Source organism: Flammeovirga agarivorans (assembly GCF_012641475.1).
Taxonomy (GTDB): Bacteria; Bacteroidota; Bacteroidia; order Cytophagales; family Flammeovirgaceae; genus Flammeovirga; species Flammeovirga agarivorans.
Genome location: NZ_JABAIL010000006.1, coordinates 114,361 through 141,106, shown reverse-complemented (window position 1 = coordinate 141,106; position 26,746 = coordinate 114,361). Strand labels below are relative to the sequence as shown.

Here is a 26,746-nt window from a genome sequence, read left to right as displayed (position 1 = left end):
CACTCTAGATGCTTGAATATTAATGAGTATTGATTTTCAATAAATTAGAAAACGCGATAATTAATTTAGCACCGGTATTAGTGCTTTTTATTTCACAAAGAAAAACTGATCGTTCGTATCTTTAAGTTCAATGAAATTGAATAATAAATTATTACTATCAACCTCCATGAAACTAAAAACAATCGTAATGAGTGTCTTATTTTTTACCATTCATTTTACTTCTATATCACAAATTCCACCCACTCAATTTAAAAATCCTATTCTCTCAGGTTACCATCCTGATCCTTCCATTTGTAGGGTAGGTGACGATTATTATCTCGTTAATTCTTCTTTTGTATGGTTTCCTGGTTTACCCATATATCATAGTAAAGACCTTGTAAACTGGGAACATATTGGGTATGGGATAAGTAATGAAAAAGCTGTAAACTTTAATGGGTTGAAAGATAAATTGGGTTTATTTGCTCCCACCATTCGACACCATAATGGTACTTTTTATATCATCAATACATGCGTAGGATGTAAGATGAACTTTTACATCACTGCTAAAAACCCTGCCGGACCATGGTCTGACCCAATTTGGTTAAGTGATGCCCCAGGCATTGACCCTTCTTTATTTTGGGATGACGATGGAAAATGTTATTACACCGGAATGGGAAGTGTAAAAGACAAAGCTTGGCCTGCACAAACTGTAGTGTATAACCAAGAAATTGATCTTAATACCCATCAGCTTATTGGGGAAAGAAACGAACTATCTTTTGGTCATGCTAATAATGCTGCTTACGCAGAAGGGCCTCACATCTATAAAATTAATGGAAAATATGTTTTGCTACTTTCTGAAGGAGGAACAGAACAGTATCATGCTATGTCAGTACATCATAGCGATAATTTAAAAGGACCTTTTGTTGCTGATATAGTAAATCCTATACTTACACACCGACACCTTGGTAAAGAATACCCTATTTATGCTGTTGGCCATGGAGATCTAGTAGAAACACAAAATGGAGAATGGTGGTGTGTGATGCTGGGTAAACGATTGAATAAAGGAATTACCACACTGGCCAGAGAAACCTTTTTAGCAAAAGTAGAATTTGAAGGACAAACACCTATTATTAACAAAGGATTTGGTAAGGTATTATCAGAACAAAAAAGGCCAGATCTACCATGGACTCCAGTGCCAAAACCATCTGTAATCGATCATTTCGATCAACATGATTTAGATCTAAAATGGTGTACTATTCGTACTCCCCAATCCACTTATTTTACAATAAAAAACAGCCAATTACAATTAGCATTACAACCTGAAGTGATCGATAGTTTGGTTCACTCCTCTCTATTGGTTCAAAGAATAATGGATCATCATTTTGTGGCAAAAACTTCATTCTCTTTTAAGACACAAAAAACAAATGAAGAAGTGGGGTTATGTGTTTATAGAACCAATGAAAACTACTTTACACTGATGAAAAGAAAAGATTCCTTAGTACTTATTGAGAGTTTCAAGGGGAAGAGAAAAGAGGTTGCTAGTGTTCCTTATCATCACAAGGGTATTCATCTTAAAGCCATGGCTGAAGATATGAAAATACAATTCTATTATAGTACTACCAATGATCACTTTCTACCAATTGGTGAACCTCTCAGTTTAATCACCATTGCAGATGGTCAGGGTAATGCACAATTTAATGGCCCTGGTATTGGTATCTATGCAACAAGCAATGGTAAACCGACTAAAAATAAAGCCTTCTTTGATTGGTTTAGCTATCAAGGAGTTGAGAAGAAGACAATAATAGATTAAAAAAGGTCTCCTAAAGAATCAATACTTTGGGTGATCTTCTACATGATGAATACATACAATATTTCCTAAAATCCATAGTTAAGCAAAATTTTAGTTCTACTTTTGTTCCTCCTTTTGGCATTGTGCTTAATTGGTATGGTATAGACTAAAAAACGGATTAATAACTATGGAGTCAAACTTCACAAATGAATATTTTGGCATTGGCATTCAAAATGGTAAAACACCCGAAAACCTAGGCGTTTTATGGCGTTCTGCTCAAAATTTTGGAGCTAGCTTTATCTTTACCATAGGTAACCGTTATGCAAAACAAGCTAGTGATACTCATAATGCGGTAAAAGCTATTCCTTACTATCATTATAATACCTTCGAAGATTTTGTCAATAATCTTCCTGTAGGTACTCGAATTGTTGGCGTAGAACTTACTGATAAATCTGAAGATCTTGAAACCTTTCATCACCCAAGAAGATGTGTTTATTTACTAGGTGCTGAAGACCACGGTTTGTCCAAACAAGCCATGGATTCGAGTCATTTCCTTGTCAAATTTAAATCGCCTAAAAGTTTAAATGTAGCTGTTGCAGGAAGTATTGTAATGTACGATAGACAATTGGGTAAGGAAAGGGTTTAAATAACCCCTTCCCTGGTATCTAGTATTACCTTCTAATTTCTATTTTTTCTTGAATAGAATTCAATGATCCTATAACATGGATAAAATACAATCCATTGGGTAATGCTATGGGCATTTCTTGTTCTGAAAAGCTAGATTCAAAATATTGGTGGTATACTATTTGGCCTAAAGAATTATACACTATAGCTTCTTTGACTTCTCCTAGATTGGCATTTCGAATGGTAAGTGAATTACCTTGTACTGGGTTCGGAAATATACTGTTTGTAATTAATCCATTACCGTTTTTATGTGATATAGTTCTATTGTTGGAAGTGGATCCAAAACCTATCACTCCATTACAATGCATCCATTCACTGTACTGCCCTCCACATGTATTATTTTGCCAAACGGCAGTGTTATAGGATTGTTGTTCTGCCTGCTTACGGTTGCCATTAATTTCAAGCCAATCTATTTGCACATCTCTACCTGAAGCATCATTAAAATACTCCACATTTACGCCTCCAGAAGAGTTAGTATTTACAGTGTATTCTTTAAAATTCGTTGTTAAAGACAATGTTTGTATTGTCTGATTATCAATTCTTATATTCAATTTTTCCTGTCCAGTCACCCCTCTCGCTCTTACTTTAATGGAAGTGGAATTGTTTCCTCCACTATTGCCATTACTTGTTCCCATCGTCATGCTGTAAACATCACAGGTACCACTACTTTGGTATCCTTCAACCGTAAAAGAGACTTCGTATAAACTGCCTATATTCATTCCTAAATTGGCCCATGCATTAAAATGATTTGCACAAGTTACCGTTCCGCTCGTTCGTTTATTTCTTCTTACACTCCAATATTGCTGAAATGTTTTTGTGCCTTCTATGGATGGTTGCTGAACCCTAGTGGTTTCATAAATATCATAGGTACCTCCATCTGTTGTAACAGTACCTTTAGCATTTGCTCCGGGAGGCCTCCAACTTCCCCAACTTTCCACAATATAATACTCTACTAAAGGGTTCTGACTCCAGCCATAAATACACAAATAAGAATTACCGGACGGCTGATAATTGGCTCCATAAGTCACTGTCTGATTTTTCACACCAGGTCGCTTTCCTTTTCTAGCCAAAAGATTCCCAATATTGTTCCAGGAAACATAGAAATTACCACCATTATTGAGGGTCATGCATCCACTACCAGAATCTTTCCAATATTCATAGGTATACCCACCCTGACTACCAATCTGATTATTACAGATGGTTTGAGCCTGTATATCAAATACTAAGAATAGATAAAGTGATAATACAAAAACGCTTTTACTTAAACGTTGGATCAATTGATTGTTGATTTCAATACCACTTAAAATATAAAGCGTATTCATGGATAGTTGATTTTTCATTTTAATAAAGTTTTCATTTCATAAAAAATTCAAGAGCCCAATACATAGTTTTGAGTGATGTAGAATAGTGAATTATTGGACTCTTGAATGGATAAATTGATTACTGAATCATCAGTTTTTTAATTTGATAGTTATCATCCGATACAACCTGAAGTATGTAGGTGCCTTTCTTTAAAGCTGAAACATTCAACTTTCTTACATCTCCAGTTAAAATTGAAGTTGAAACCAATACTCCACTTATCGTATAAACTTTGACTTTAGCAGTATTCCCTTGAACTCCCTTGATGATCACCTGATCAGTAGCAGGATTTGGGTATAGCTGAATTTCATCTTCCAAACCACTATTTGACATTAAATTCACTGACATCCTCCTAGCATTAGAGCAGCTTGGTGCTGAAGAAGAATTATTTAAGTAAATAGTGAAATCTGAAGTTTTAGAAACCAATACTACATTTGAACCTTCCTTGCCTATCCAATACGCTCCATCTAGTCCGTTGAATCCACTATTCGAAAAAGTGATCGATGGAGAAGCACTACCTAAAGTATGTGTGATAGCTGTTTTAAGATCAACATACCAATTTGGCACACCATTATTTGTACGCATAGAGAAGTCCCAAATTTGTCCACCTTCTTTCGACCAATTGACTGAAATGTTATTTACATGAGATAGGTCAGGGCCATTACCTAATACATGGGCATGAGTGAAACTTGTATTGATTGTTGGAAATGCTTCCGAACTAGGTAAACCAAAAGAACAGGTTCCTGTATTCCCACCATTGTCTCCTCCATTATTACCGCCTTCAGAAGTTATGGTAATTGAAATTTGATCTGTAAAACCACCATCTACAGTTCTTACTGTAATTGTTGCACTTCCTGCTTGAATCGCTTGAACAAAACCCAAATTTGAAACGGTTGCAATACTCGTATTCGACGATGTATAACTTACTTGTTTATCATCAGCATTTGAGGGGGAAATACTCACTGACAAATTATTGGTTTGTCCCACTTCCAAAGACAATGATGATGGAGTTAAAGTAATTCCTGTTACAGGAATCGGATTAGGATCAACAGGAGGAGCAGAACCATCAACATAAGCTTTAAAGTTACCTGATAAATGCAATAGACACATCATTTGTAATAACCCATCATAATAGCGGTATCGACCTGTTGTTGGTGCTCGATCCCATAAAGCATTGATAAATTCCCAAGATTTCGCATCGGTGGAAGCCAAAGATGTCATGGCATTACAAGCGACCAAACCCACTGCTTGATAGTCTGTCCCTGGTAATGGATTACCATCTAAAGTATAACCACTTGAGTAACTATAAATACCTTCACCATAGAAAAAGTCTTGAATGTTATCGGTAATAGTTTTCTCTCTTTCGTCTTTCTTAAACCAAGCATAATCCATGGATATATTCATAGCACATCGCCAAGCATCAACCACAAAATCCTCTTTGTGTCCGCCGGTTGGACTACCATCATAATTGGAATAATCAGGCATTAAACCTGTTGTTGGATGTGCAGCTGCTTGAAAAAAGTCGCGAGCAACAACTGCGGCGTCTTTCCAATATTGACGATTGGTTTTTGCCATCATTCCCCAAACTTCATAAAAAGAAGGCAAGAAATAAGAAGGGTCTGTATAAGTAGAAGCTTGAGCATAAGGCACGAAACATACTTTCTTTTCATCATTAAACATATTTGGCACTGAACCAATGATCTGATTGTGTGGCCACCCTTTGTTCATAATTTGCTCCAAGATATAATCCGCTTCTGCTCGGTAATTATAAATACCTCCACGATCGCCAAATCTTACTGAGGCAAAATACAAGGCAGTGATAAAATAGATTTCACCATCTGAAGCCGTATTAGGATCTAATTCTGCTCCATTAGCATCCACAATCCAACGAAAATATCCTTCTCTATTTCCCGGACCATGTTGCATATGAGTTTTCGCGAATTTCCACATCCGATCGAATTCTTCTTGCTTGTTCATCTGAACCGCGATCATCATTCCGTAAGACATTCCTTCTGATCTTACATCATTATTATCGATATCTAGAATGTAAGCTTCATCTGAACCTTTGGGATAATATACTCTCTCAGTGGCATCATCTCCATTAAATAACTGTTGATATACACTATTAATTTTATCATCAATTTGTTGCTGTGTATACCCTGCCTCTTTGAACATATTTCTATAATTCCCTGTATAGAAAGCACCCTCGCTTGGCAAAGTTGGAGGTGCTGGTGGAGGTGGGATATCACCCATTCTAGTAAAGCTGATCCAATCCAGTAGTGTATCATTAGATCCATTATCTGTTTTCAGAACCAACCTGATTACTTTATTTCCTGCATTTCCTTCAATTTTAATTGATTTTGTATCAATACTTGGGGCAGTTCCAGAAAAAGAAAAAGAGGTCACTTCAGTTCCATCAATTTCTAAGCTAACACCTGCAGCATTGGTATTTGTTGAGGCTCCTTTTAAGCTTATATCAAATACTCCAGGGGCATTTGAAATTTGAATTGTTGTAGCTCCATGATCATCATTAGCATATAAAATGATACCATCAAAAGGAATTGTTGTCGTACTTGCATATGCTCCTCCTAAAGTCATTGACTCTGTTTGTATTGTCATACCCGAATTAGAAATAACGGCATTACAATCCACTCTAATCAACAGTAGTGAAATAAATAAGAGAGTGATAGTATTTACAAAGTTTGGTGGTTTTAAATTATTGTTCCTAAGATTTACCTTTTCATTTAGATAGTTTTTCATTTCAAAAATTTAGTCGATTTAGTTAGCACTCTTTCTGACTTCTAAAATGTAGCCGGAACAAAATAGAAAGTAGAAGAGTTAATTCATTTCATTGAGATCTCACACATAAATGTAACTGAATACCAAATAATTAAATATCAATTTATCTCCAAAAACTCCTAAAAATGTTGCATGTAAATATGTTGCATTCCGATGCATCAAATGTGTTATATAAAAAAAGCATATCAATATGATATGCTTTTTGGAAATGAAATAAATACTATAAATTAATCTTTACCTTCGATCGTTGAAATTGTGCCATCTTCATGATAATCGATTTCCACAAATTTGACACTTCTTAGCCAAGTCTTTCCTCCCGATGGTTGACTATCATGGTAAAATAAATACCACTTATTCTTAAATTCTACTATAGAATGATGTGTGGTCCAACCGACTACAGAAGTTAAAATGATACCTTTATATTCAAATGGACCATAAGGAGAATCACTTACTGCATAGCAGATTTTATGGGTATTACCAGTTGAATAGGAGAAGTAATATTTACCGTTATATTTATGCATCCAAGGTCCCTCGAAATACCTTCTATCATAGTCACCTGCCTTCAATGGAGTACCATTTTCATCCAAAATGACTAAGTCTCGAGGTGCTTCAGCAAATGCTTTCATATCTTTCGATAATTTAACCACTTTTGGACAAAGAGCATCCTCATGGTCAGCAGGTTCTTGCCCAACTTCTATCGCTTTGTTATCTCTATATCGTTGCAATTGACCTCCCCAGATTCCTCCAAAGTACATATAATAATCTTCTTGGTTATCTTGAAATACTGCAGGGTCTATGCTGTAACTTCCATCTATTGGTGTTGGTTCAGGAACAAATGGACCTTCCGGTTGTTGACTTATGGCTACACCCATTCGGAAAATATCGTTCTTATCCTTCATCGGAAAGTATAGATAATATTTTCCATCTTTTTCAGCAGCATCAGGGGCCCACAACTGTCTTCCTGCCCATGGAATATCTTCTAGTTTTAAAACACATCCATGATCTTGTACTTCACCATCTGTATCTTCCATTGAGAAAACATGATAATCTTGCATATTGAAGTGGTCACCATTATCATTTTCGGTCACTCCTGATTCAATATCATGTGATGGATAAATATAGAGTTTACCATTAAATACATGAGCTGAAGGGTCTGCAGTATATAAATGGTCTGCGATATATTTTGGTTTATTCTTAATCTTATTCATTTTTTTATATTTTTAATAACTATTATATATAAACTATATAGTGATCGAATTTTCTACTTCGGTAACATTGGCCATGTGTAACTGTTCTCTTCTCTCGGATAGATCTTTTTGCATTTTGATATTAAACTCTTTTGTAATCACATAGAAAATCAATGAAATTACTGATACCATAAATGTTGCTGATGGCACAATGGAAGCTGTAAGTCGAATACCAAAAATTGCATCGGGAGATTGTATAGCATTTGGTTCATAGCCATATATAGAAACAATCCACCCACACAGCGCACCACCAAAACCTAAACCTGCCTTAAGCGCAAATACAATCCCTGAGAAAACAAAACCTGTAGCTCTTCTTTTGTATTTCCATTCCGAATAGTCTGCTACATCTCCCATCATTGCCCATAGAAGGGGAATAGTTGGAGCATAAAAAATCGATTTTAGAATATTTAAACTAAACGCAAGATCTACTCTATCCGATGGAACGAAGAAAAATAACCCCGTAAAAATAGCCGTCATAAAAAGACATACGATAAATGTATTTCGCTTGCCAAATTTCTTAGCTAAAAATGAAGACATGGTCAAGACTCCTACTATCGTAAAAAACTGACCCACCATATTAAAAAAGCTGAATCCTACACTAAAAGCATTGCTTTTATCTGGCAATACCAACAAACCAAAAGCATCCATAATATTGTACATCATAGAACTTTCTTGATCTAACTGTTTTACTAAATTGAATTCCTTCAGGAATGAAAAGATAGCTTCAGGCTCCATGTAATAACTAAAAAAGTAATACATTCCGCCACCCCATAAAGACAAAGTAGTAAAGATAAATAGAGTCACGATAAACATAGAAAACCATGGCCCATTATGTCGTAGGTCTTTAATGTCTTGTTTTATTGATGTTTTTTGGGTGGCCGGTGGAGTGATCCTTTCTTTGGTTGACAAAAAAGTAATGATAAAAAATACAATAGAAACTAATGCCAAAACACCAATAGCCATAGACCAGCCTTTTTGATCGTCTCCTTGCCCTAACTTATCTACTAATGGTAAAGTAAAGCCTTGTACTATTAATGATGCGACCATCGCTAAAACAAATCGAACAGAACCAATACTAGTTCTTTCATCTATATTACTTGACATTACTCCATGCAAAGCAGAGTAAGGTGTATTGTTAAGTGAGTAGATGGCCATTAACAGGGTATATGTTATCCCTGCATAGATTATCTTATATTGTTCTGAAACATCGGGTGTGGTAAATGCAAGAAAGAAGAATAAGCCAAAAGGTAGCGCAGTCCATAACACCCATGGTCTATACTTCCCCCACTTGGTATTTGTTCTGTCCGACATTATTCCTACCAAAGGGTCAACAAAGGCATCGATGATCCTTGCCATAAGAAGAATTGTACCTGCAGCTGTTGCTTTTATTCCAAAAACATCGGTGTAAAACCCCAACTGAAATACCAACATTATTTGAAAAACGAAGTTTACAGAACAATCTCCAAGACTGTATCCCACCTTCTCCTTAAGAGAAACTTTTTGGTGATCTAGTTTCATTTTAATTTACGTAGTATGGTCAATAAAATTTAAAGAATAGTACTTAAAGAAGTCCCATAAATAATGAGTACTCTATTCATTGACGAGCTGATAAAAATAATTTGATGCTTGTTTGTTAGTTGGAGAAAGAGGTACTACTATTCCCCCTCCCTCCATATGCTAACTCTATTCTTGAAGGCCTTCTAAGAAGCCTGTATGTGCTTTTTTAATCGTAAAGTTATTATCGTAGAGTAATGGCCAATCGTCATGTCCTTGTACACTTGGAATCCACGATTCGTCATCTTTAAGTCCCCAGATAGTCAAAGCGAATTTACTGCTTTCAGGAATCGCATTATACACTTCTACAACCTCACGTACTTTATCTTTTTGAATAAATTCTCTCTCTTCAGTAGGTGTAGTTAAATCATTATCAGGATTGATTTTCACATCTAACTCTGAATAATGCATTAAGAGACCTTCGTCTGTAATTAACTTGGTGTGTTCTGCAATTTTGGTTTTAGTAGGTCCGTTGTAGCCTATGTGCATTTGAAAACCAATACCATCTAGAGGAATTCCGTTTGTTTTAAAATTAGTAATAACCTTATCGATTACTCCATTCAGCTTAGTTCTATCCCAACATAAGTTGTAATCGTTGTAAAATAACAATACATCTGGGTCAGCTTCTCTCGCCCATTGAAAACATTTTGCGATGTACTCTTCTCCCATTCGATCTAAGAATACCGAACTTCTATAGTTCCCTCCAACATCATCTATGGCTTCGTTCACAACATCCCATGACAACACTTTTCCTTTATATCTAGTCACTGTAGTTTTAATGTAGTCTTCTACCATATCAGAAAACTCAGCATCAGTTCCCTCAAAATTCACCACCCAATCAGGAGTTGCTGCATGCCAAATCAATGCATGTCCATGAATTTCCATATTGTTATTCTGAGCATATTCTACCAATTGATCAGCAAGAGTAAAATCATACCTACCTTCTTCAGGGTACATAATGTTCATTTTCATTTCCCACTCAGCAGTAATTTGATTGTACTCTCTCTTATAGATTTCATCATGAGTACCATTTAAGCGGTTCACAATGGTGGCCATACCTACTCTAAATGTAGTAGCAACATCTTTTAAAGGGGTATCAGGTTCTACACCGTCTTCTTCTAATGTTGTGATAGATTTTGAGTTGGAATAATCCGATGATTTATCCTTATAAAGTGCTTTGACTCTTACATAAAATGTCTGACCATTTTCAACCCCCTCAAAGTGATAAGAATCTTCTTTCGTTGCTACACTTTCATAGGGTGATACCAGATTAGTAAAGTTGGCATCTGTTGCTAAATTAAGTTCATAACTTTGTGCATTGACAATACTTGTCCAATCTGCTGTGAAGCTACTGGCTTTTAAATTTGAAATCTTATAGATATCTGGAGAGGAAAGTGTTACCTCCTGAACTTGATTATCTTCACATGATGACAAGAGGGTCACCAAAGTTGATAACAATATTAATATTCTTTTCATTGTATTTTCTTTAAATCTTTAGGAAACAGTCCAGGGAGTTGATCCCTGGATTGTCTATTTACTGTTCGTAATAAGTAATATTATCTATGTAATAATTACCTGGGGTATTCCCTTGAATCACCACCCAAGGGTATTCGATACTTCCATCAATTTGTCCGTTCAAATCATATTCTAATGTCACCCACTTACCTGGTTCCACATCTAGGAAGTATCCTGTCTCAAAATCACTTTCTAATTGTAATTTCAGAGACCCCGCTTGTTCGAAGTACACATCAACCGTAATTTTATCGGCTGCAACACCAACTATTTGTCCATTTCTTACCGCATTTACTGAAAAAGGATCTACCTGTGTCATCAGTAGCACAAAATCAGAAGAGTTTACTGCATCTACGGCAGGGTTAGCAATAACAGAGACATCTTGATTCCAAGCGTTCCAGTCACCAACTTGCTCATCTTCAAAATCACCATAAACAGTTCCGTTATCTCCTCCAATATCTAATGCGTAATACTTAATATTATCGATATAATAACTTCCTGAAGTATTACCTTGAAATAATATCCAAGGGTATTCAGTACTGTCGTCAACTTCTCCTTCAAGAGTATACTCTAAAGTAACCCACTCACCAGGTGTAACCGATTGGAAATAACCCGTTGCAAAGTCACCTTCTATTTGTAATTTCAAATCACCTTCTTGTTCAAAATAAACATCCACTACAATTTTAGTCGCAAATGAAGTCACCTGAGGGATATTTCGAACTGCACTATTTTGCCATGGTTCTGTTTGTGTCATTTTTAATACTAAGTCCGAAGAGTTTACTGCAGAACCAGCAGGGTTACTCACCACCGAAACATCTTGTCCCCATGCATTCCAATCTCCTACTTCTCCATCTTCAAAATCACCTAAAAGAAGAAAAGCATCATCACCTCCAATTGGTGGTAAATCAGGGTCTCTTTGTTCGATAATAATTTCCTGTGAGATTGTGTCCACCCCCAAATTATTTCCTGTGTAAAGTGTGACTTTATAAGTCCCTTCATTAGGATAATATGTTGTATCGCTACTTTGAGACCCTCTAACAAATGGGCCATCCTCTTTGAACTTCCAAGAGCTCATAATATTTGTACCCGTCGATTGATTTTCTAGTACAATATAATTGGGGTTTTCATTGGTTGGAGTCGCAGTAAATGCAGCTTTTGGCATTTCTTCCACCACAGTTGTTTCATCTGTAGAGCAACTCCACATTACACTTAACACTGAGATTAGAAGAAAGATATATTGCTTTTTCATATTAATATCATTTTCAATTCAAAAGTATGTTCACTTTGCCATGGATTAATATCCAGGGTTTTGATCCCCTGCAGAGATTTCGGGGTTAACATCAATTTCTTTTTGAGGAATAGGAAGCAATTCTGATTTCCCTTTAACAAAGCCTGTCCCTTGTAAGAAAGACTCAGCTAAACCCCATCTTAATAAATCGTTATACCTTACCTGCTCTCCAGCTAACTCTACTTTACGTTCATGAACAATAGCATTAAAGATTTCTGATTTGTTACTTACCGGATAGTTGGCATTCATCTCTGAAGAACCATATAAAGGCATGCTCACCCTTGTTCGCACCTGATTCATTAAATCAATTGCTTTACTAGAATTACCAAGTTCATTTTCTGCTTCTGCCCACATCAACAAGACATCAGCATATCGGATCACCCTATGATTAATACCAGAAGCAATTTCTTCTTTTGGTCTTTGGTAATAATTCTGGTACTTCTTCCATGCCGCTCTATGGTCTGGTAAGCTTACCACTTCTGTATCATTATTAAATAATTCGCCATCAGTGTAGAAGTTTGCAGTATATCTAGGGTCATTGGCTTCGTACTCATCCAATAGGTCATCTCCTGGATAAGAATTAAACCAATCATTCCACCCATATTCTTGACCTCTAAGAGATACGAACTGCATACCCGATGCATCTTCTACCCACCAAGTATCTTGATCTGACCAACCAAACTCTCTTGTAAAACCTACTTCGAAAACAGACTCCGTATTATATTCTGTTTCTTCTAAGAAGTTGTCTTTGTATTCATCAACCAATGTATAACCTGTTACTTTCTCAAAGCTTTCCTTCGCTTCCTGCCACTCCTGACGGTATAGATGCATTTTACCTTTTAATGCCCAAGCGGCACCAGAAGATGCTCTTCCACCTTCAGTATTTGCTTGTACAGGTAAAAGCTGTGCAGCTAACGCTAGATCTTCTAGAATAAACTGATATACTTCCTCTTTTGTCGCTCTTGGATTAGGAGTACTTGTCAATTCTGAATAGATCGGCACACCACCAAACCTTGTAACTAATAAATGGTAGTAGAAAGCCCTCATAAAATGAGTTTCGCCTAATGCTCTATCAATATCATCTTGAGATACATTTTCGAACTTTTCTTGATTAGATATCACAAAGTTGGCTTTATTTATACCTCTGAAACAGTTATCCCAATAGGTGAAAATTCCTTCATGATTGGCATCAAAAGTAAAATTATAATACTGCCTCTTGTCGGGTTCATGTTGGGGGTTTAGTTCCACCTCATGTCCCATATTATCATTCATAAAGAATAGATGACGGATATATAATCCTTTAGATTGAAGGTTTACATAAGAAGCATCTACAGAAGATTGTAACTGTGATTTGTTCTTAAAGTAAGTGTCTTCTGTTAGTTCGTTTGGATTAGAAATGTTCAGGAAATCTGTACTACAGCCACTCCCAAAAACTAACATCAAGACAACGGAATATATATAATATGATTTTTTCATGCTGTTTAGAAGTTTAATTGTAATCCTCCGATAATTGTCAATGGTGTTGGGTAATTACCTCTGTCAATACCTGTCTCTGCTGGGTTGTTACCACTTGCAGCAGCAGCTCCAACTTCAGGATCCAAACCAGAGTATTTTGTCACTGTAAAAACATTTTGGCCACTGACATAGAATCTACATCTCGAAATGTATTTTGATAATACTTTCTTTGGAAGTGTATACCCTAGAGTCACATTCTTTAGTCTTAGGTATGAACCATCTTCAACAAAACGATTAGATGTTCTTAGATTATCACCCGATTCGCTTAATCTTGGTACATCTGAATCTGGATTCTCAGGCGTCCAAGCATCAAGCATCTTAGGATTTGCATTAAAGAATCTTTGACCTCCTTCTAAATACCATCTCGTTGTATTATAGATTTCGTTACCATAAGTACCATTAAAAAATATGTTTAAGTCAAAATTCTTGTAACTGAAATCCATATTCAAACCAAACACAATATCAGGTGTTGGGTTACCAATTATTGTTTGATCATAATGATCGATCACACCATCTGGCGTACCATCAGGGCCAGAAATATCTTTGAACTTAATATCTCCAGGAGCCGTATTTGATGTTTGTACAGGTGAAGTGTAAATCTCCTCCCATGAACGGAAGATCCCTAGAGTTTGGTACCCATAAAAATGTCTTAAAGGTTCACCTTCGATTGTTCTTAAAATAGAACCGTTATTTTCATAGTACCCTTCGTAAAGAATTTCTCCACCTAAATCATTGACAATGTTTTCCATTGTACTGATGTTAAGGTTTGTAGACCACTTAAGTGCTTTTTCCTGGTTTTTGATTCCTAAGTTAAATTCAAAACCACTTACTTGAGCTGACCCTGCATTTTTTGCCTGAGTAGCATTTACACCACCAATCGATGATACTTGTCGAACATTGATAAGTAGATCGTTACTTTCGTTTTTATAATATTCAGCAGATAAAGTCAGTCGGTCTTCAAAGAAACCTAAGTCTACACCAACGTTCGTCATATAAGTGGTTTCCCATCTTAAATCTGGGTTTGGTAGATTTCCTGCTGTAGTACCAAATGCCTGATATACCCCATTTGCACCATTAAAAACATAACTGTGATTCCCTGATACAATAGATGCTGAATATCTATAATCGCCAATATTATCGTTACCAACAGATCCGTAACTACCTCTTAACTTAAGTTGAGACATCCATTCTGAATCGGGAATAAAAGCTTCATCTAATACATTCCAACCTAAAGAAACAGAATAGAATCCAGCCCATCGGTTATTGCTACCAAACCTTGACGAAGCATCTCTTCTGTAGGAAGCAGCAAATAAGTACCTTCCGTCATAATCATAATTGATACGCCCTAAGTAACCAAGTTTACCATAATCTACAGTAAAAGAACCTCCAGTAAGATCTGTATTTGTTGTATTTTTTATCTCATTGGTAATCTCATTAAAACTTGATGTACCAGCGTTCATATTTTTCTTCTCAATACGTTCCACAACTGCAACAGCATTTACATTATGCTTACCAAATTGTTTGTTGTAGGTCGCTTGACCAATTAAGGTCATCATGGCATGAGAACCATACCCCTTCTCAATTAATGACCTTGTTGGTCTAGCTAAAGCGGACCCATCATCGTAAGAAGGTGAGAATAAATCGTTGTTATAGTTAAAGTAGTCGATACCACCTTGTCCTTTGATCGAAAAACCTTGGAATAGTTCGAGTTCTGCAGATAATGTTCCCATTAAGTTCACTCTCTTATTTGATATCTCCGTATGCTCTAAAACTCGTACTGGGTTTTCAGCATCTTGTCCGTCCAACTGAATATCTGTTCCTTGAAAACCACCTAAGTTACTTGCATTATACGGTGTAAGGTACGGAGGCATTTTTATCGCATGTTCCAAGGCCGAGCGTCCAGCACTTGTTTGTTCAGGCTTTTTCTCTGTAGATGAAACGGAAAAAGTTTGAGCCACTTTCAATCTGCCTTTCGTATAATTCGCATTTGATCTAAACATAAATCTTTCAATTCCAGTGTTCTTTAACACACCTTCTTGATTCATGTAATTACCGCTAATTCTATAATTGGTGTTTTCTCCACCACCTGATAAGCCTACATTGTAGTTTTCAATGATTCCATTTTGGAAAATCTCATCTTGCCAATTCGTATTATATTTACTGATATCAGCATATTTTTCATTTTCGAGTCTTCCTTGTGCTGCATTACCCCACATGCGAGAATAGTTGATATAATCGTCTCTTTCCATTACCTCGTGTTGCTTTTGGACCATTTGTACACCTCGGTAACCATCGATATCGATTTTAATATCACCTGACTTTCCTTTCTTTGTCGTAATTACAACTACACCATTTGCACCTTGAGCACCATAAATTGCCGTTGTAGATGCATCTTTTAATACCGACATCGTTTCAATATCAGCAGGGTTCAGATCTCCTAAACCTTGTACAATGATACCATCCACTACAATCAGAGGGTTATTTCCACTTGTACCCATAACACCACGAATTTGTACAATAGGGTCACTACCTGGAGAACCGTTATTCGTTACAGAAACACCAGTTGCTCTACCTTGTAAGGCCTGATCTGCAGTGTATACAGGAGTAGAAGTAATCGTTTCTGAATCAACCGTTGCAATTGCACCTGTTACTTTAGCTCTTTCCTGTGTACCATATCCAACAACAACAATTTCTTCTAATTGCATCACGTCTTCACTCAAAGAAATATCAATTTTCTTTTGGTTGCCGATCGTTACTGTTTGATCTATGTAACCTATATATCGAAACCCTAGCTCAGTTTTATCAGAAGGAACTTCCAGAGAGTACTCCCCATCAAAGTTGGTGATTGTTCCAACGGTAGTTCCAACTATATAAACATTTACACCAGGAAGAGGTAGGCTGTTATTGTTATCAACTACAACTCCTTTAATAATTCGTGAGTCTTGAGCACAGAGTAATTTAGGAAAAAGAAGAAAGCAAAATAGAGTAAGCATTAGATGTACTTTATGAGGTACACCCACTCTAAGTAAATAATTGTTCATTTCATTTTCTAGATTAAATTCATCAGATACTATAGAAATATGTTATATATTAAACTATAGCGAATAGTTAGAGATAGCATAAATGAGAGTTTGAAATTTTGTTTAAGTATCAGTCTTTTTCATAATATTTTCATTTCGGTTTTTAAGTAAAAAAATTGCCGTAGGGCATCAAATTGTGTCGAAACTATTGGCCTAACTTTTAAGTAATTGTTACTATTAAAATGATTAGACCAATTAAACTAGTAATAACCAAGACCTCTAGTACTACTAATTTCCTAGAGTGAACATTTTGTTCGCTTGACTTTTTTTTCATACTGCAATTTGATTAATCGTACTTAATACATATAAAAAAAATGAAGCTATTTGTGGTAAAAATGTTGATTCTGACATATGATGCATCATTTGTCTTATTTGATGCAACATATCTTTTATTTCATGGAATCTGATAAGATACTGTTTTCAACTACATGTGGTAAATACAAAAAAATAACCCGACTTATCATCGAGCTATTTAATTAATAAGTACCCTTTTGATCAATGGTAATCTCCTTAGACCTCTATATTCTTTACTTCTTGCGTTGGTAAGATATTGAAGTACTCTTTATAACATTTTGAAAAATAAGAAGGAGATGAAAAACCTGTTTGATACCCAACTTCACTGATATTGGAATTCCCAGAAAGAATCATCTGTTTTGCTTTTTCCAATCGTATTCTTTTTATAAATACTGTTGCCGTTAAACCCGTCAATGCTTTGATTTTTCTGTACAATTGGCTTCTGCTCAGATGTAACACCTCTGATAATTGTTCAACATTTAAATTGGAATCTGAGATATTCTCATAAATATAGTCTGTGATCGTTTTCAAAAACTCTTTGTCTACATTGGTGGTGTTCTCAGTTTCAAAATCATTTTCCTGAAACTTTCCAATAAATTTATCAAACAAAATCTGCCTTGATTTAAGTAGCTGTTTTATTGTTACCTGAAGCAATTCTAAATCGAAAGGTTTTTGAATATATGCATCTGCTCCTAAATCGATCCCCTTTATTTTATCCTCTTGATCATTCTTCGCTGTTAAAAGAATAAGTGGAATATGACTGATTTTTAAGTTACTCTTTACATTTTTACAAAGCTCAAAACCATTCATTTTCGGCATCATGACATCTGAGATAATTATATCAATTGGTTTATTTTCTAATAAATCCAATGCAGCCATTCCATCATTGACTTCATAAATATTATAATTCAGATATAGTACTTCCTTTAAATACGACCTCAATTCGTAATTATCTTCTACCAATAATATAGATTGTTTTTTAGAAGAAGACGATGTCTCATTTTGACTTTTAGATTTGAGATCATTTACTGGAAGTGTGTATTTTTTCCTTACAATACTCTCTGTCTGGTATTTCTGATCTTCAGATAAATGCTCCTCACCAATAGGAAAATCTAAATGGAATGTAGTTCCAACATTTAAAGTACTTTCTACCGATATTTTCCCTTTATGTAGATCTACAAATTGTTTAACGACTTCCAATCCTACACCAGTACCTCCATAATAGGCATCTTGAACAGAATCTACCTGATAAAACCTATCAAATACTTTATCTAAATTTTCTTCAGATATACCAGGGCCTGTATCTTCCACAGATAACCTGAAATAATTGCCAATGATAGATAGGTAAATTGTAATTTCTCCTTCATTCTCCATTAGCTTAAAAGCGTTTGAAAATAGATTGAAGATGATTTTTTCAATCATACTTTCGTCAAGATATACTTTCAGTTCTTTCTTATATTCTTTGATAATAGAAATATTTATTTCTCTACTTTCAGCTTCCTCTTCAAAGAATAAAATAGATTCTTCAATGATTTCGATTGGATCTACTAACTGTGCTTTTAAACTAATTTTCTTTGAGTTCAATTTTCTAAAATCCATCAATTCATCAATCAAATGCTTCAACCTTAAGGCATTACGATAAATTGATATATTCTTCTCTTTTAACTGTTGAGTCGAATATTGCCCTGACAACATATCAGTGATGGGATTTAATATCAAAGTCAGCGGTGTTCTAAACTCATGAGATATGTTGGTAAAGAATCGAAGCTTAGCTTTTGTAAGTTCTTCTTCATGTAAACGTCTTTCTCTTTCGCCTTTCGCTTCTTCCAATATTCTTACTCTCGCTTTCATTAAGCTATTCAAAATATATAACCCAAGTAAAAATAAGAGGATGTAAACTCCAATCGCTAGATTTGATTGGTACCAATAAGGGAGTACTTCAATTTCTAACGTTTTTTCTTCAGACCAAACTCCATTATTATCCATTCCTTTTAAATGAAAAACATAATCTCCTTTGGGTAAGGACGTATAGGTGACACTACGGTTTGCTCCTACATAATTCCATGTTTTCTCAGGTCCTTCTAGATAATAAGCAAAATTGATTTTATCCGAATAAGGAAAGTCAATACCCGTAAAATCAATAGAAAAGATATTCTCTTCTTGAGATAAGATAATCTTATCGCCTGTACTAATTTTCTTCCTTACTTTATGATGATCATCTTGAAAGTTGGTTTGATGTATATTGATAGAGTTCAGGAAAATTTTTGCTTCACATTCCTGTGGCCTAATAATCGAAGTATTGATAAAGTTAAGTCCCTTGATAGAACCGGCATAAATTGTATTGGAAGTACTATCGAAAGTGACAGCATTGTAATTAAAGTTTTCAGAAACTAAACCATCTTTCTGCGAAAAGTATCTGATGGAATTGTTCCATTTTTGAATAACACCTATTCCATTCTTACTAGTAACCCATATATTACCAGAATTATCTTCAACGATGCCACAAATTACTCTCCTATTGATTTTATCACTACCATTAAAGGCAGTTAATTTTTTAGAGCCCAAATCATAACTATACAGTCCACCGCCATCTGTACCAATCCAAAGTTGGTTGTCATTACTGATATAAATGGACAGAATATTATCGCCTCCTAATTGTCCTTGTAATACTCTTTTCACTTTAAAAGGAACACTAGCCGTATTGATAAAAAATAGACCTTCTGTTGATGCAACCCAAACATTATCCTTGTCATCTACAAGGACTTTTCTCACATCTTTTGTGGATAAACTTGTCGATACAAAGTCCCCGTCATTTGGATAGTGTACCATGTTATCTGACTGATCGTAATAACAAACTCCTCTATCGAAAGTAGCAATCCAAATTCTACCTTTTGTATCTTCATCAAAATAAATAATCCTATCAGAAGACAGTCCTGAGTTAGCCTTTGTGAGGTTAGTAAAATGGTCATTCCCTTTTGATAAATGATAAATGCCATTCCCCCAAGTAGCTATCCAAGCTTGTCCTTTACTATCCCTAAATAGTGCCTGAACGGCATCACTTTTTAACCCTTTTACTAGATTATGGTGTAACGTATTAATTACCGTATACTTCTCATTATCCTTTTCATATTTCGTTATACCTCCTCCATCTTGTCCTATCCACAAGACATTATTTTTACCGATAACGATACTATTGACAGAAGACGTTCCTAAAGAATTTTTATTGTACGGATCATGTGTTAATTGATTGAACTTATAAAAATTAGGGTCAAATAAGCCTAGCCCAAATTCGTAATATCCCATCAGAACAATAGTCTGATCTACAGTATGTATCGACCAAACAGAATTGGATGCTAAAGCATTTTCTTTTTTTGCATCAGCTTCCAGGTGCTTATAGGTTCCATCTTCTTTAAAGATAAAAACCCCATCGTTTTCTGTTGCTGCAAAAATCCCCCATTTACTTTCACTAAAGTCCATCACTCTAGCATTTGTAATAGGATATTTTCGGGTAGTATTATTCTTTAAATCAACCATATACACTCCTTTTTCAACCGTGCCTATCCAAAGATGACCGGATGGAGTTATATGTACTTTTTGAATACTTACATTGGCTTCTACCTCTTTTAGGTTCAGCCTTTTATACGTTTTGTTCTGATCATTAAAAACAAACAATCCTTGATTTGTTGCTAAGTAATAATCACTATAATTTTTTGTAGCAATTGAATTGATCTTAAAGTATTCCTCTAATGCAGTCTCTATTGGGTAGTAAATAATGTTATTGTCTAATGTCTTCTGATAAAGACCTTTAGAATTGGTACATAATAGTAGTGATTGATCTTTCGTTTCAATCATCTCAAAAGTCACTACATCTCTTTGATCATCCACTGAAATGGACTTAAAGTGATTGTTTTCCTTACTGTAAATACTAATTCCTTTATTTGTTCCAACCCATAAGTTTTTGTCCCTATCAATTAGAGAGCATCTCACAAAATTATCATTAAGCTTAGAGGAATCGTTAAATGAATTATTGAACAACTCATAGTTCAGTCCGTCGTATTTATAAATTCCATTTCCAAAAGTTCCAACCCACAGGAAGCCTTCATCGTCTAAATTTATATCTGTTATTGGCCTTCCATCTGTATTCAAATTTAATTTTATGAATTCATTTTGTTGGCATATTGCGATCCTAGACGATAGTAATAGAATAAAAAATAGTACATAATACTTCATATATAGTCTAAGTAGTAATCGTTGATTAAATAAAAAAAGAGATCACGGTTCATTTCATATTTTTATAATAATACTGAGAAATTAATAGATAAAAAAATGAAACACATCATTATCCATGATGAGGACCGTGATCATGGTATTAATATAAACGATGGCTTATAGTACCTGTTTTTTTGTATTGTTTGCCGCTTCGCCTAATTCAATAATTGAATAATAAGCTTCTTTAGGCTGATTGTTTCGATCAAACAATAAAGGATGATCCGTTCTTCCTTCTATTGGCCAATCGTTTCTCCAAGAATGTTCATCATTTACGCCCCAAAATGTTATCCGACTTACTTTATCTTCATATTTCAATAACACCTTAAAAAGATCAACATAGTTTTGTGCTAACTGTTGCTGTATACTATCTGGAAGTGTATCAGTATAAGGATTATACTCTGGTAACATTTCATACTTCTGAGATATTTCTGCTGAAATTTTTTCTGTAGGAAATGGTAAGACAGAAATGTCTAATTCTGTTAGCATTACCTTTATATTTAGTGCTGAAAATTCGGTAATACTTCTCTCAAAATCAGGAATTTTCACATAATCTAAACCATAATGTGCTTGCATTCCGATACCATCAACTTTAATCTCTTTTTCTTGTAATTTTTTGATAAGTTTGACCGCCTCCTCTCTTCTATGTGATAATATCAATGAATAGTCATTGTAATATAACTCGGCATTGGGGTCTGCTTCGTGGGCAAATTGGAAGGCAAGTTCTATATAATCTTCTCCTATAATTTGATACCATTTACTTTTTCTTAAGCCTTCTAAATCATCAATGGCCTCATTAACAACATCCCAAGCATGGATTCGTCCTTTATAACGACCTACTACTGTATAAATATGCTCTCGCATACGCTCTATCAAGCGTTCTCTTGAACATGTTGTTCCATCTTCATTTTCAAAAAACCAATCTGGTACCTGAGAATGCCATATTAATGTATGCCCCACGATAAACATATTGTGTTTCTCACCGTATTCTACAAACTGATCTGCTTTCCTAAAATCGTAAATATTTTCTGAAGGATGTACCTCCTCAGGTTTCATACAATTTTCGGCAACAATGGTGTTAAATTGTTCTTCTATTAATAAAGATGTTGATTTTTCTGAACCATTGGTATGGTCCGTATTTAAAGCAGTACCTATAAGAAATTTATCCTTATAAGCCTCTTTGAGGGTAAGTGGTGTTTTTGAAGAAGAAGATGTTTGATTTGTACAACTGAATAACCCGTAAAGTACTGATAATAAAAGTACACAACTATAAGTTTTCATTCTCAATGAATTTAAAAGAGTAAAACCATAGTCAAGTTGATTATTCTAGTTTTGTTTCGACATTACTATTTAGTCATTTATTTCATGAAATAAAAATTAACCTTAATTTATTCTCCTCACCAAAACCACCCAATCTTCATCTAAAGTTGGAGAAGCTCCCAATGAAACCCTTTGTCCGCCTTTAACTTTTTTGATCTTCGATTTAATTAACTCTCCTCCTTTTCTTGGATTATACCAATTCACTGAAAAGTTAAACGGGGCATCTGACAAATCGATAGTTGGTTGGCCTCCATTTTTGAGATAAATACAATATACCTGACCTGTTAATGCAAAACAGTAGCTATCTTTTGTATCGATAAGACTATTATCCGCTTTCATTTTTGTAAATGGCAGATATTTCTGGAAAAAGTCTGTAGCATAAAACGTCATATCCCAAATTCTATCTCTTGTATACCAATCTTCACAATTCAGATCATTATGCGGATACTTATATCCAAAGTAATGTTCGACCCCACCTCCGCCGGCCATCAGGTTTGCCCAAATGACTTCTTTGCGGACTGTATCTTGTTGAGCAGGAAAATCATCGGGTAATACTCCTTTTCCAGCAGGGCCAATTTCATCTAACCATACTACCCACTTCTTCCCCGAAGATTCAGAGGCCTCTCTCCATTTTAATGTCGTTTCATACGTATGGAATAAGTTGTGAATTTGAAATGACAGCCCATCTAAAGACTTATTGCCTAGTAAAGGTGTAACTGTACGATCATGATCTTTTTCAGTAGGTAAAGTATGGATCGCAATAGTATTGCCGTAAGGATCCAAACCTTTCATATATTCGATCATTTTAATACGCATCTTTTCTGTTTGTCCAACAGGAGACCAGTGCGTAATTCCATTTTCCTCTCCCATATTCCAAATAATTCCTGGATGATGAGCAAACCTTGCAACTAATTCTCGGTAATATAGTTTTCTTTGAATCCCCGTATAACCCATATCCAATAGGCATTCATTTTCTGTTTCTTGTGTGATGATATGTTTTACTAATCCCTTCTTATCCATATGAGAAAATACCATTTCCCACTGAGCTAGTTTACTGACATCGAAACGGTAGCGTTCATGTTCTTCCGTCCAAGGCCAAACATTTTTACCATCACCCATTACATTCATCGTCAGAAAGTATACCGTATTTATTCCTTTAGAAGAAAGGTAATTTAGTCCACCAATAATACCTTTTCCTTTTCCATTCTGCCAAGTAATATCTTCATCCGTCCATTCTGGAATGTGTTTTTCAAATCGATGTTTTTGAGGAGTTCCATCAAATTCAAAGTACCCTAATAAATCTTCTGGACTATTCGCTCCTCCTTTAATAAAATATTCTTTTGTTCCTTCAAACTGTAAATAATGGGTATTAGAAGGTTTTAGCCTACCTTTTCCCCTTAAGTCAACTCCCTCTTTATCAGATGCTAAAATATGAAAGTTCCCTTTTTCACCATCGAGCTTAACTTTTTGAAAGGAAGATACATCTTCAGCAACAGCACAGTTTTTACCTTTAATGAAAGTCGCATGGTAAGACCATTCTCCGATGTCATTTGGTGTAAAGCGCACTCTCCATTTGTTTCCTTTATCCGCACTAGTTTCTGCTGCATTTCCATCAGCTGCATAAAAACCAGGTATTACAAATTGTTCTTTCCCATTCGAAAATGTAACGTCTAAGCGATAATCTAAAAAAGGATTGATAGGATCCTTTTCGTAAGTATCTGGTCCATCGAAAGTGATAGTAACAGTATGCCATACCTTAAGTTCACCGGTAACCTGTTGGGCCGATAGACTGTTATTCAAAAGGATAAATAAGACAAAAAGAAGGTAATTTTTCATGTTAGTTTATTAGCGTTTCTGAAAAGAATATATTCTTTAGTGGTAATTTTATCTCCTCACCTTTGAGCTCTATTAAGCTAGAAAATTTTATGTCTGTAGAGGATGCCCCAATTAAAAACTCATAGGTTCCTGGTTCAATGACCTGACTCATCTCTTGATTATAAAAAGCCAATTGTTCGGGTGATACTTGGAAAGTAACTCTTTTAGATTCTCCCTTTTTTAAGGCCACTCTTGTAAATCCTTGCAATGATAATGCAGGCCTTGGCATAGATAAACCTTTAGGAGAAATGTATAATTGCGGAATCTCTACCCCATCTCTCTGGCCTGTATTTGTGATGTTACAACTTACAGTGATCCATTTAGACGATGTCTTATTCTGATCTGAAATTTCAAACTCATCATAAGAAAAAGTAGTATATGATAACCCATGACCAAATGGATACAATGGCTTTTTGTTTTTATACCTCTTACCATACCAAATTGGACATTGTTCGTTTGTTCTAGGCACCGTAACCGTCATTTTAGCTGAAGGATTTACTTTACCTGTTAGTATATCAGCAACGGCATTTCCACCTTCTTCTCCTGGATACCAAGCTTGAATGATCGCTGAACAACCTTTTTCCACTGCAGTAAGAACATGAGGCCTTCCTCCAAAAATGATTAACACAACAGGTTTTCCTGTTTTAATCAAGTCTTTGACAAATTGCTCCTGCTCCCCTGCCAATCGAATATCATTTCTACTTCTACTTTCACCACATAAGTACCTGTTCTCTCCCATCGCAGCAATAATGATATCACTCTCTTCAGCATAACGGATCGCTTTTTTATAATCTGTCACATGATCTTGGTGCAACTCTACTACATTTTTTTCTCTCTCGTCACCAATCATACTTTTTGCTGTTTTTGATGGGTCTTTACGCTCTACCATCCAATCGCAACCTCTTTCATATAGAATTTCTACTTCTTGTCCTATCGCATTTTGCAATCCATCGTATAATGTGATCAACTCAGGATTATGTCGGTCAATCGGCTGTTTATCCCAATATAGTTTTAGTGATTGATAAGTATAATCACCCAATAAAGATTCTACAGAAGCCGCATTTGGACCAACTAATGCCACCTTTTCAAGGTCTTTTTTTAAAGGCAAAATTCCGTTGTTTTTTAGCAATACGATCGACTGAGTTGCCGAGATATAAGCTCTATTTCTAAAGGACTTACTATCCAAAGCTATTGTATCGTTGATTATCAAAGGTTCATCCAATAAACCTAAACGACATTTCAATGTTAGAATACGGCGTACAGAAGTATTGACCTCCTCCATCGTAATCAAGTTCTTTTCTAAAGCTTCCGGTATAAGCTGGTAACAATCTCCAAAAGGTATTTCTAAATCAACCCCGTTCTTTAAAGCAATAACCAATGCATCTAGTTTATTTTTTGCATAATTGTAAGAAGTAAAGATCTGTTTTACCGCAAAATAATCTGATACTACAATACCGTCATACTCCCACTTTTCTCTCAAAATATCCTTTAGAAGGAAAGAAGAAGCGTGAGCAGGAATATTTTTATAGGCATGATAGCCAGGCATTAGTGATTGCGTATTACCTAAACGTACTGCCACTTCATGTGGCATTAATATTTCTTCTAAAAATTCGTAATCGTTTTGGTTCTTTCCACCATAACCCGCAAAATGTTTAGTAGTTGTCGCTACGCCTTTGCTTAGATCATCCGTTTGCATTCCATTTATAAAAGCCAAACCCATTCTAGCTGTAAGATACTCTGATTCTCCAAAGCTTTCTTCCATTCTACCCCATTTGGCATTTCTACTTACATCCAACATTGGAGAAAGTGCCAAAGTTGTTCCTAAAGATCTCATCATTCTTGAGGTATATCCTGTATTCGTTTTCAATAACTCAGGGTTCCAAGAACAAGAGATTCCTATTTGTTGTGGTAAGGTGGTTGCTCCTTTTATATTATAGCCAGAAATAGCTTCTCCGTGTTTTAATAAAGGTGTTGATGACTCTCCAACCAAAGTTTTTACTTTAGTAGACAAAGACATCGTATCTAACATGTCTTCTACTTTTTCTCTTATTTCATGTTCTCGCTCAGAAGTTAACCCTAATGTCGATTTCTGATTGAGTGTACTCTTTTTGGTAAGGTCCGACTTATTGCTACAACTCAATAATTGACACAAGACAAGAAGAAGGAATAGTTTTTTAAATTGCAT

14 protein-coding genes are annotated in these 26,746 nt (G+C 35.3%); 2 read left to right on the top strand and 12 right to left on the bottom strand.

What is annotated here, in order from left to right:
* Positions 1 to 166 precede the first annotated feature (166 nt).
* Positions 167 to 1,789, top strand: coding sequence for a glycoside hydrolase family 43 protein (locus HGP29_RS19345; RefSeq protein WP_211093345.1), 1,623 nt, complete (start codon positions 167 to 169; stop codon positions 1,787 to 1,789).
* A gap of 166 nt (positions 1,790 to 1,955) precedes the next feature.
* A complete protein-coding gene (locus HGP29_RS19340; protein ID WP_168884073.1) occupies positions 1,956 to 2,414 on the top strand; it encodes an RNA methyltransferase in 459 nt (152 codons plus the stop codon).
* Between the two features lie 25 nt (positions 2,415 to 2,439).
* Here HGP29_RS19340 and HGP29_RS19335 read toward each other — a convergent pair whose 3' ends face one another.
* The 12 genes from HGP29_RS19335 to HGP29_RS19280 all read right to left on the bottom strand — a co-directional run bounded on the left by HGP29_RS19335 (position 2,440) and on the right by HGP29_RS19280 (position 26,746).
* On the bottom strand, positions 2,440 to 3,792 hold the full coding sequence (locus tag HGP29_RS19335) for a glycoside hydrolase family 11 protein (RefSeq protein ID WP_168884072.1): 1,353 nt from the start codon (positions 3,790 to 3,792) through the stop codon (positions 2,440 to 2,442).
* Between the two features lie 100 nt (positions 3,793 to 3,892).
* Positions 3,893 to 6,571, bottom strand: a complete 2,679-nt coding sequence (locus HGP29_RS19330; RefSeq protein ID WP_168884071.1) for a glycosyl hydrolase family 8 — start codon at positions 6,569 to 6,571, stop codon at positions 3,893 to 3,895.
* A gap of 266 nt (positions 6,572 to 6,837) precedes the next feature.
* On the bottom strand, positions 6,838 to 7,818 hold the full coding sequence (locus tag HGP29_RS19325; protein ID WP_168884070.1) for a glycoside hydrolase family 43 protein: 981 nt from the start codon (positions 7,816 to 7,818) through the stop codon (positions 6,838 to 6,840).
* 33 nt (positions 7,819 to 7,851) lie between these two features.
* Positions 7,852 to 9,375, bottom strand: coding sequence for an MFS transporter (locus tag HGP29_RS19320; RefSeq protein WP_168884069.1), 1,524 nt, complete (start codon positions 9,373 to 9,375; stop codon positions 7,852 to 7,854).
* Positions 9,376 to 9,540: 165 nt separating this feature from the next.
* The gene (locus HGP29_RS19315; RefSeq protein ID WP_168884068.1) at positions 9,541 to 10,887 is read right to left on the bottom strand and encodes an endo-1,4-beta-xylanase; all 1,347 of its coding nucleotides are present in this window, start codon (positions 10,885 to 10,887) and stop codon (positions 9,541 to 9,543) included.
* 58 nt (positions 10,888 to 10,945) lie between these two features.
* Entirely contained in the window at positions 10,946 to 12,172 is a 1,227-nt protein-coding gene (locus HGP29_RS19310) for a carbohydrate binding domain-containing protein (protein WP_168884067.1), read from the bottom strand.
* 45 nt (positions 12,173 to 12,217) lie between these two features.
* Positions 12,218 to 13,687 carry a RagB/SusD family nutrient uptake outer membrane protein gene (locus tag HGP29_RS19305; RefSeq protein WP_168884066.1) on the bottom strand — a complete coding sequence of 490 codons (1,470 nt, stop codon included), beginning with the start codon at positions 13,685 to 13,687 and terminating at the stop codon, positions 12,218 to 12,220.
* Between the two features lie 5 nt (positions 13,688 to 13,692).
* Positions 13,693 to 16,767 (bottom strand): SusC/RagA family TonB-linked outer membrane protein, encoded by a 3,075-nt coding sequence (locus HGP29_RS19300; RefSeq protein ID WP_168884065.1) that lies wholly within the window; start codon positions 16,765 to 16,767, stop codon positions 13,693 to 13,695.
* A 549-nt stretch (positions 16,768 to 17,316) separates the two neighbouring features.
* Positions 17,317 to 21,246, bottom strand: coding sequence for a hybrid sensor histidine kinase/response regulator transcription factor (locus HGP29_RS19295; RefSeq protein WP_211093344.1), 3,930 nt, complete (start codon positions 21,244 to 21,246; stop codon positions 17,317 to 17,319).
* Positions 21,247 to 21,486: 240 nt separating this feature from the next.
* A complete protein-coding gene (locus HGP29_RS19290) occupies positions 21,487 to 22,647 on the bottom strand; it encodes an endo-1,4-beta-xylanase (protein WP_168884063.1) in 1,161 nt (386 codons plus the stop codon).
* Between the two features lie 102 nt (positions 22,648 to 22,749).
* Positions 22,750 to 24,522, bottom strand: a complete 1,773-nt coding sequence (locus HGP29_RS19285) for a DUF5060 domain-containing protein (RefSeq protein WP_168884062.1) — start codon at positions 24,520 to 24,522, stop codon at positions 22,750 to 22,752.
* A gap of 1 nt (position 24,523) precedes the next feature.
* On the bottom strand, positions 24,524 to 26,746 hold the full coding sequence (locus HGP29_RS19280) for a glycoside hydrolase family 3 N-terminal domain-containing protein (protein ID WP_168884061.1): 2,223 nt from the start codon (positions 26,744 to 26,746) through the stop codon (positions 24,524 to 24,526).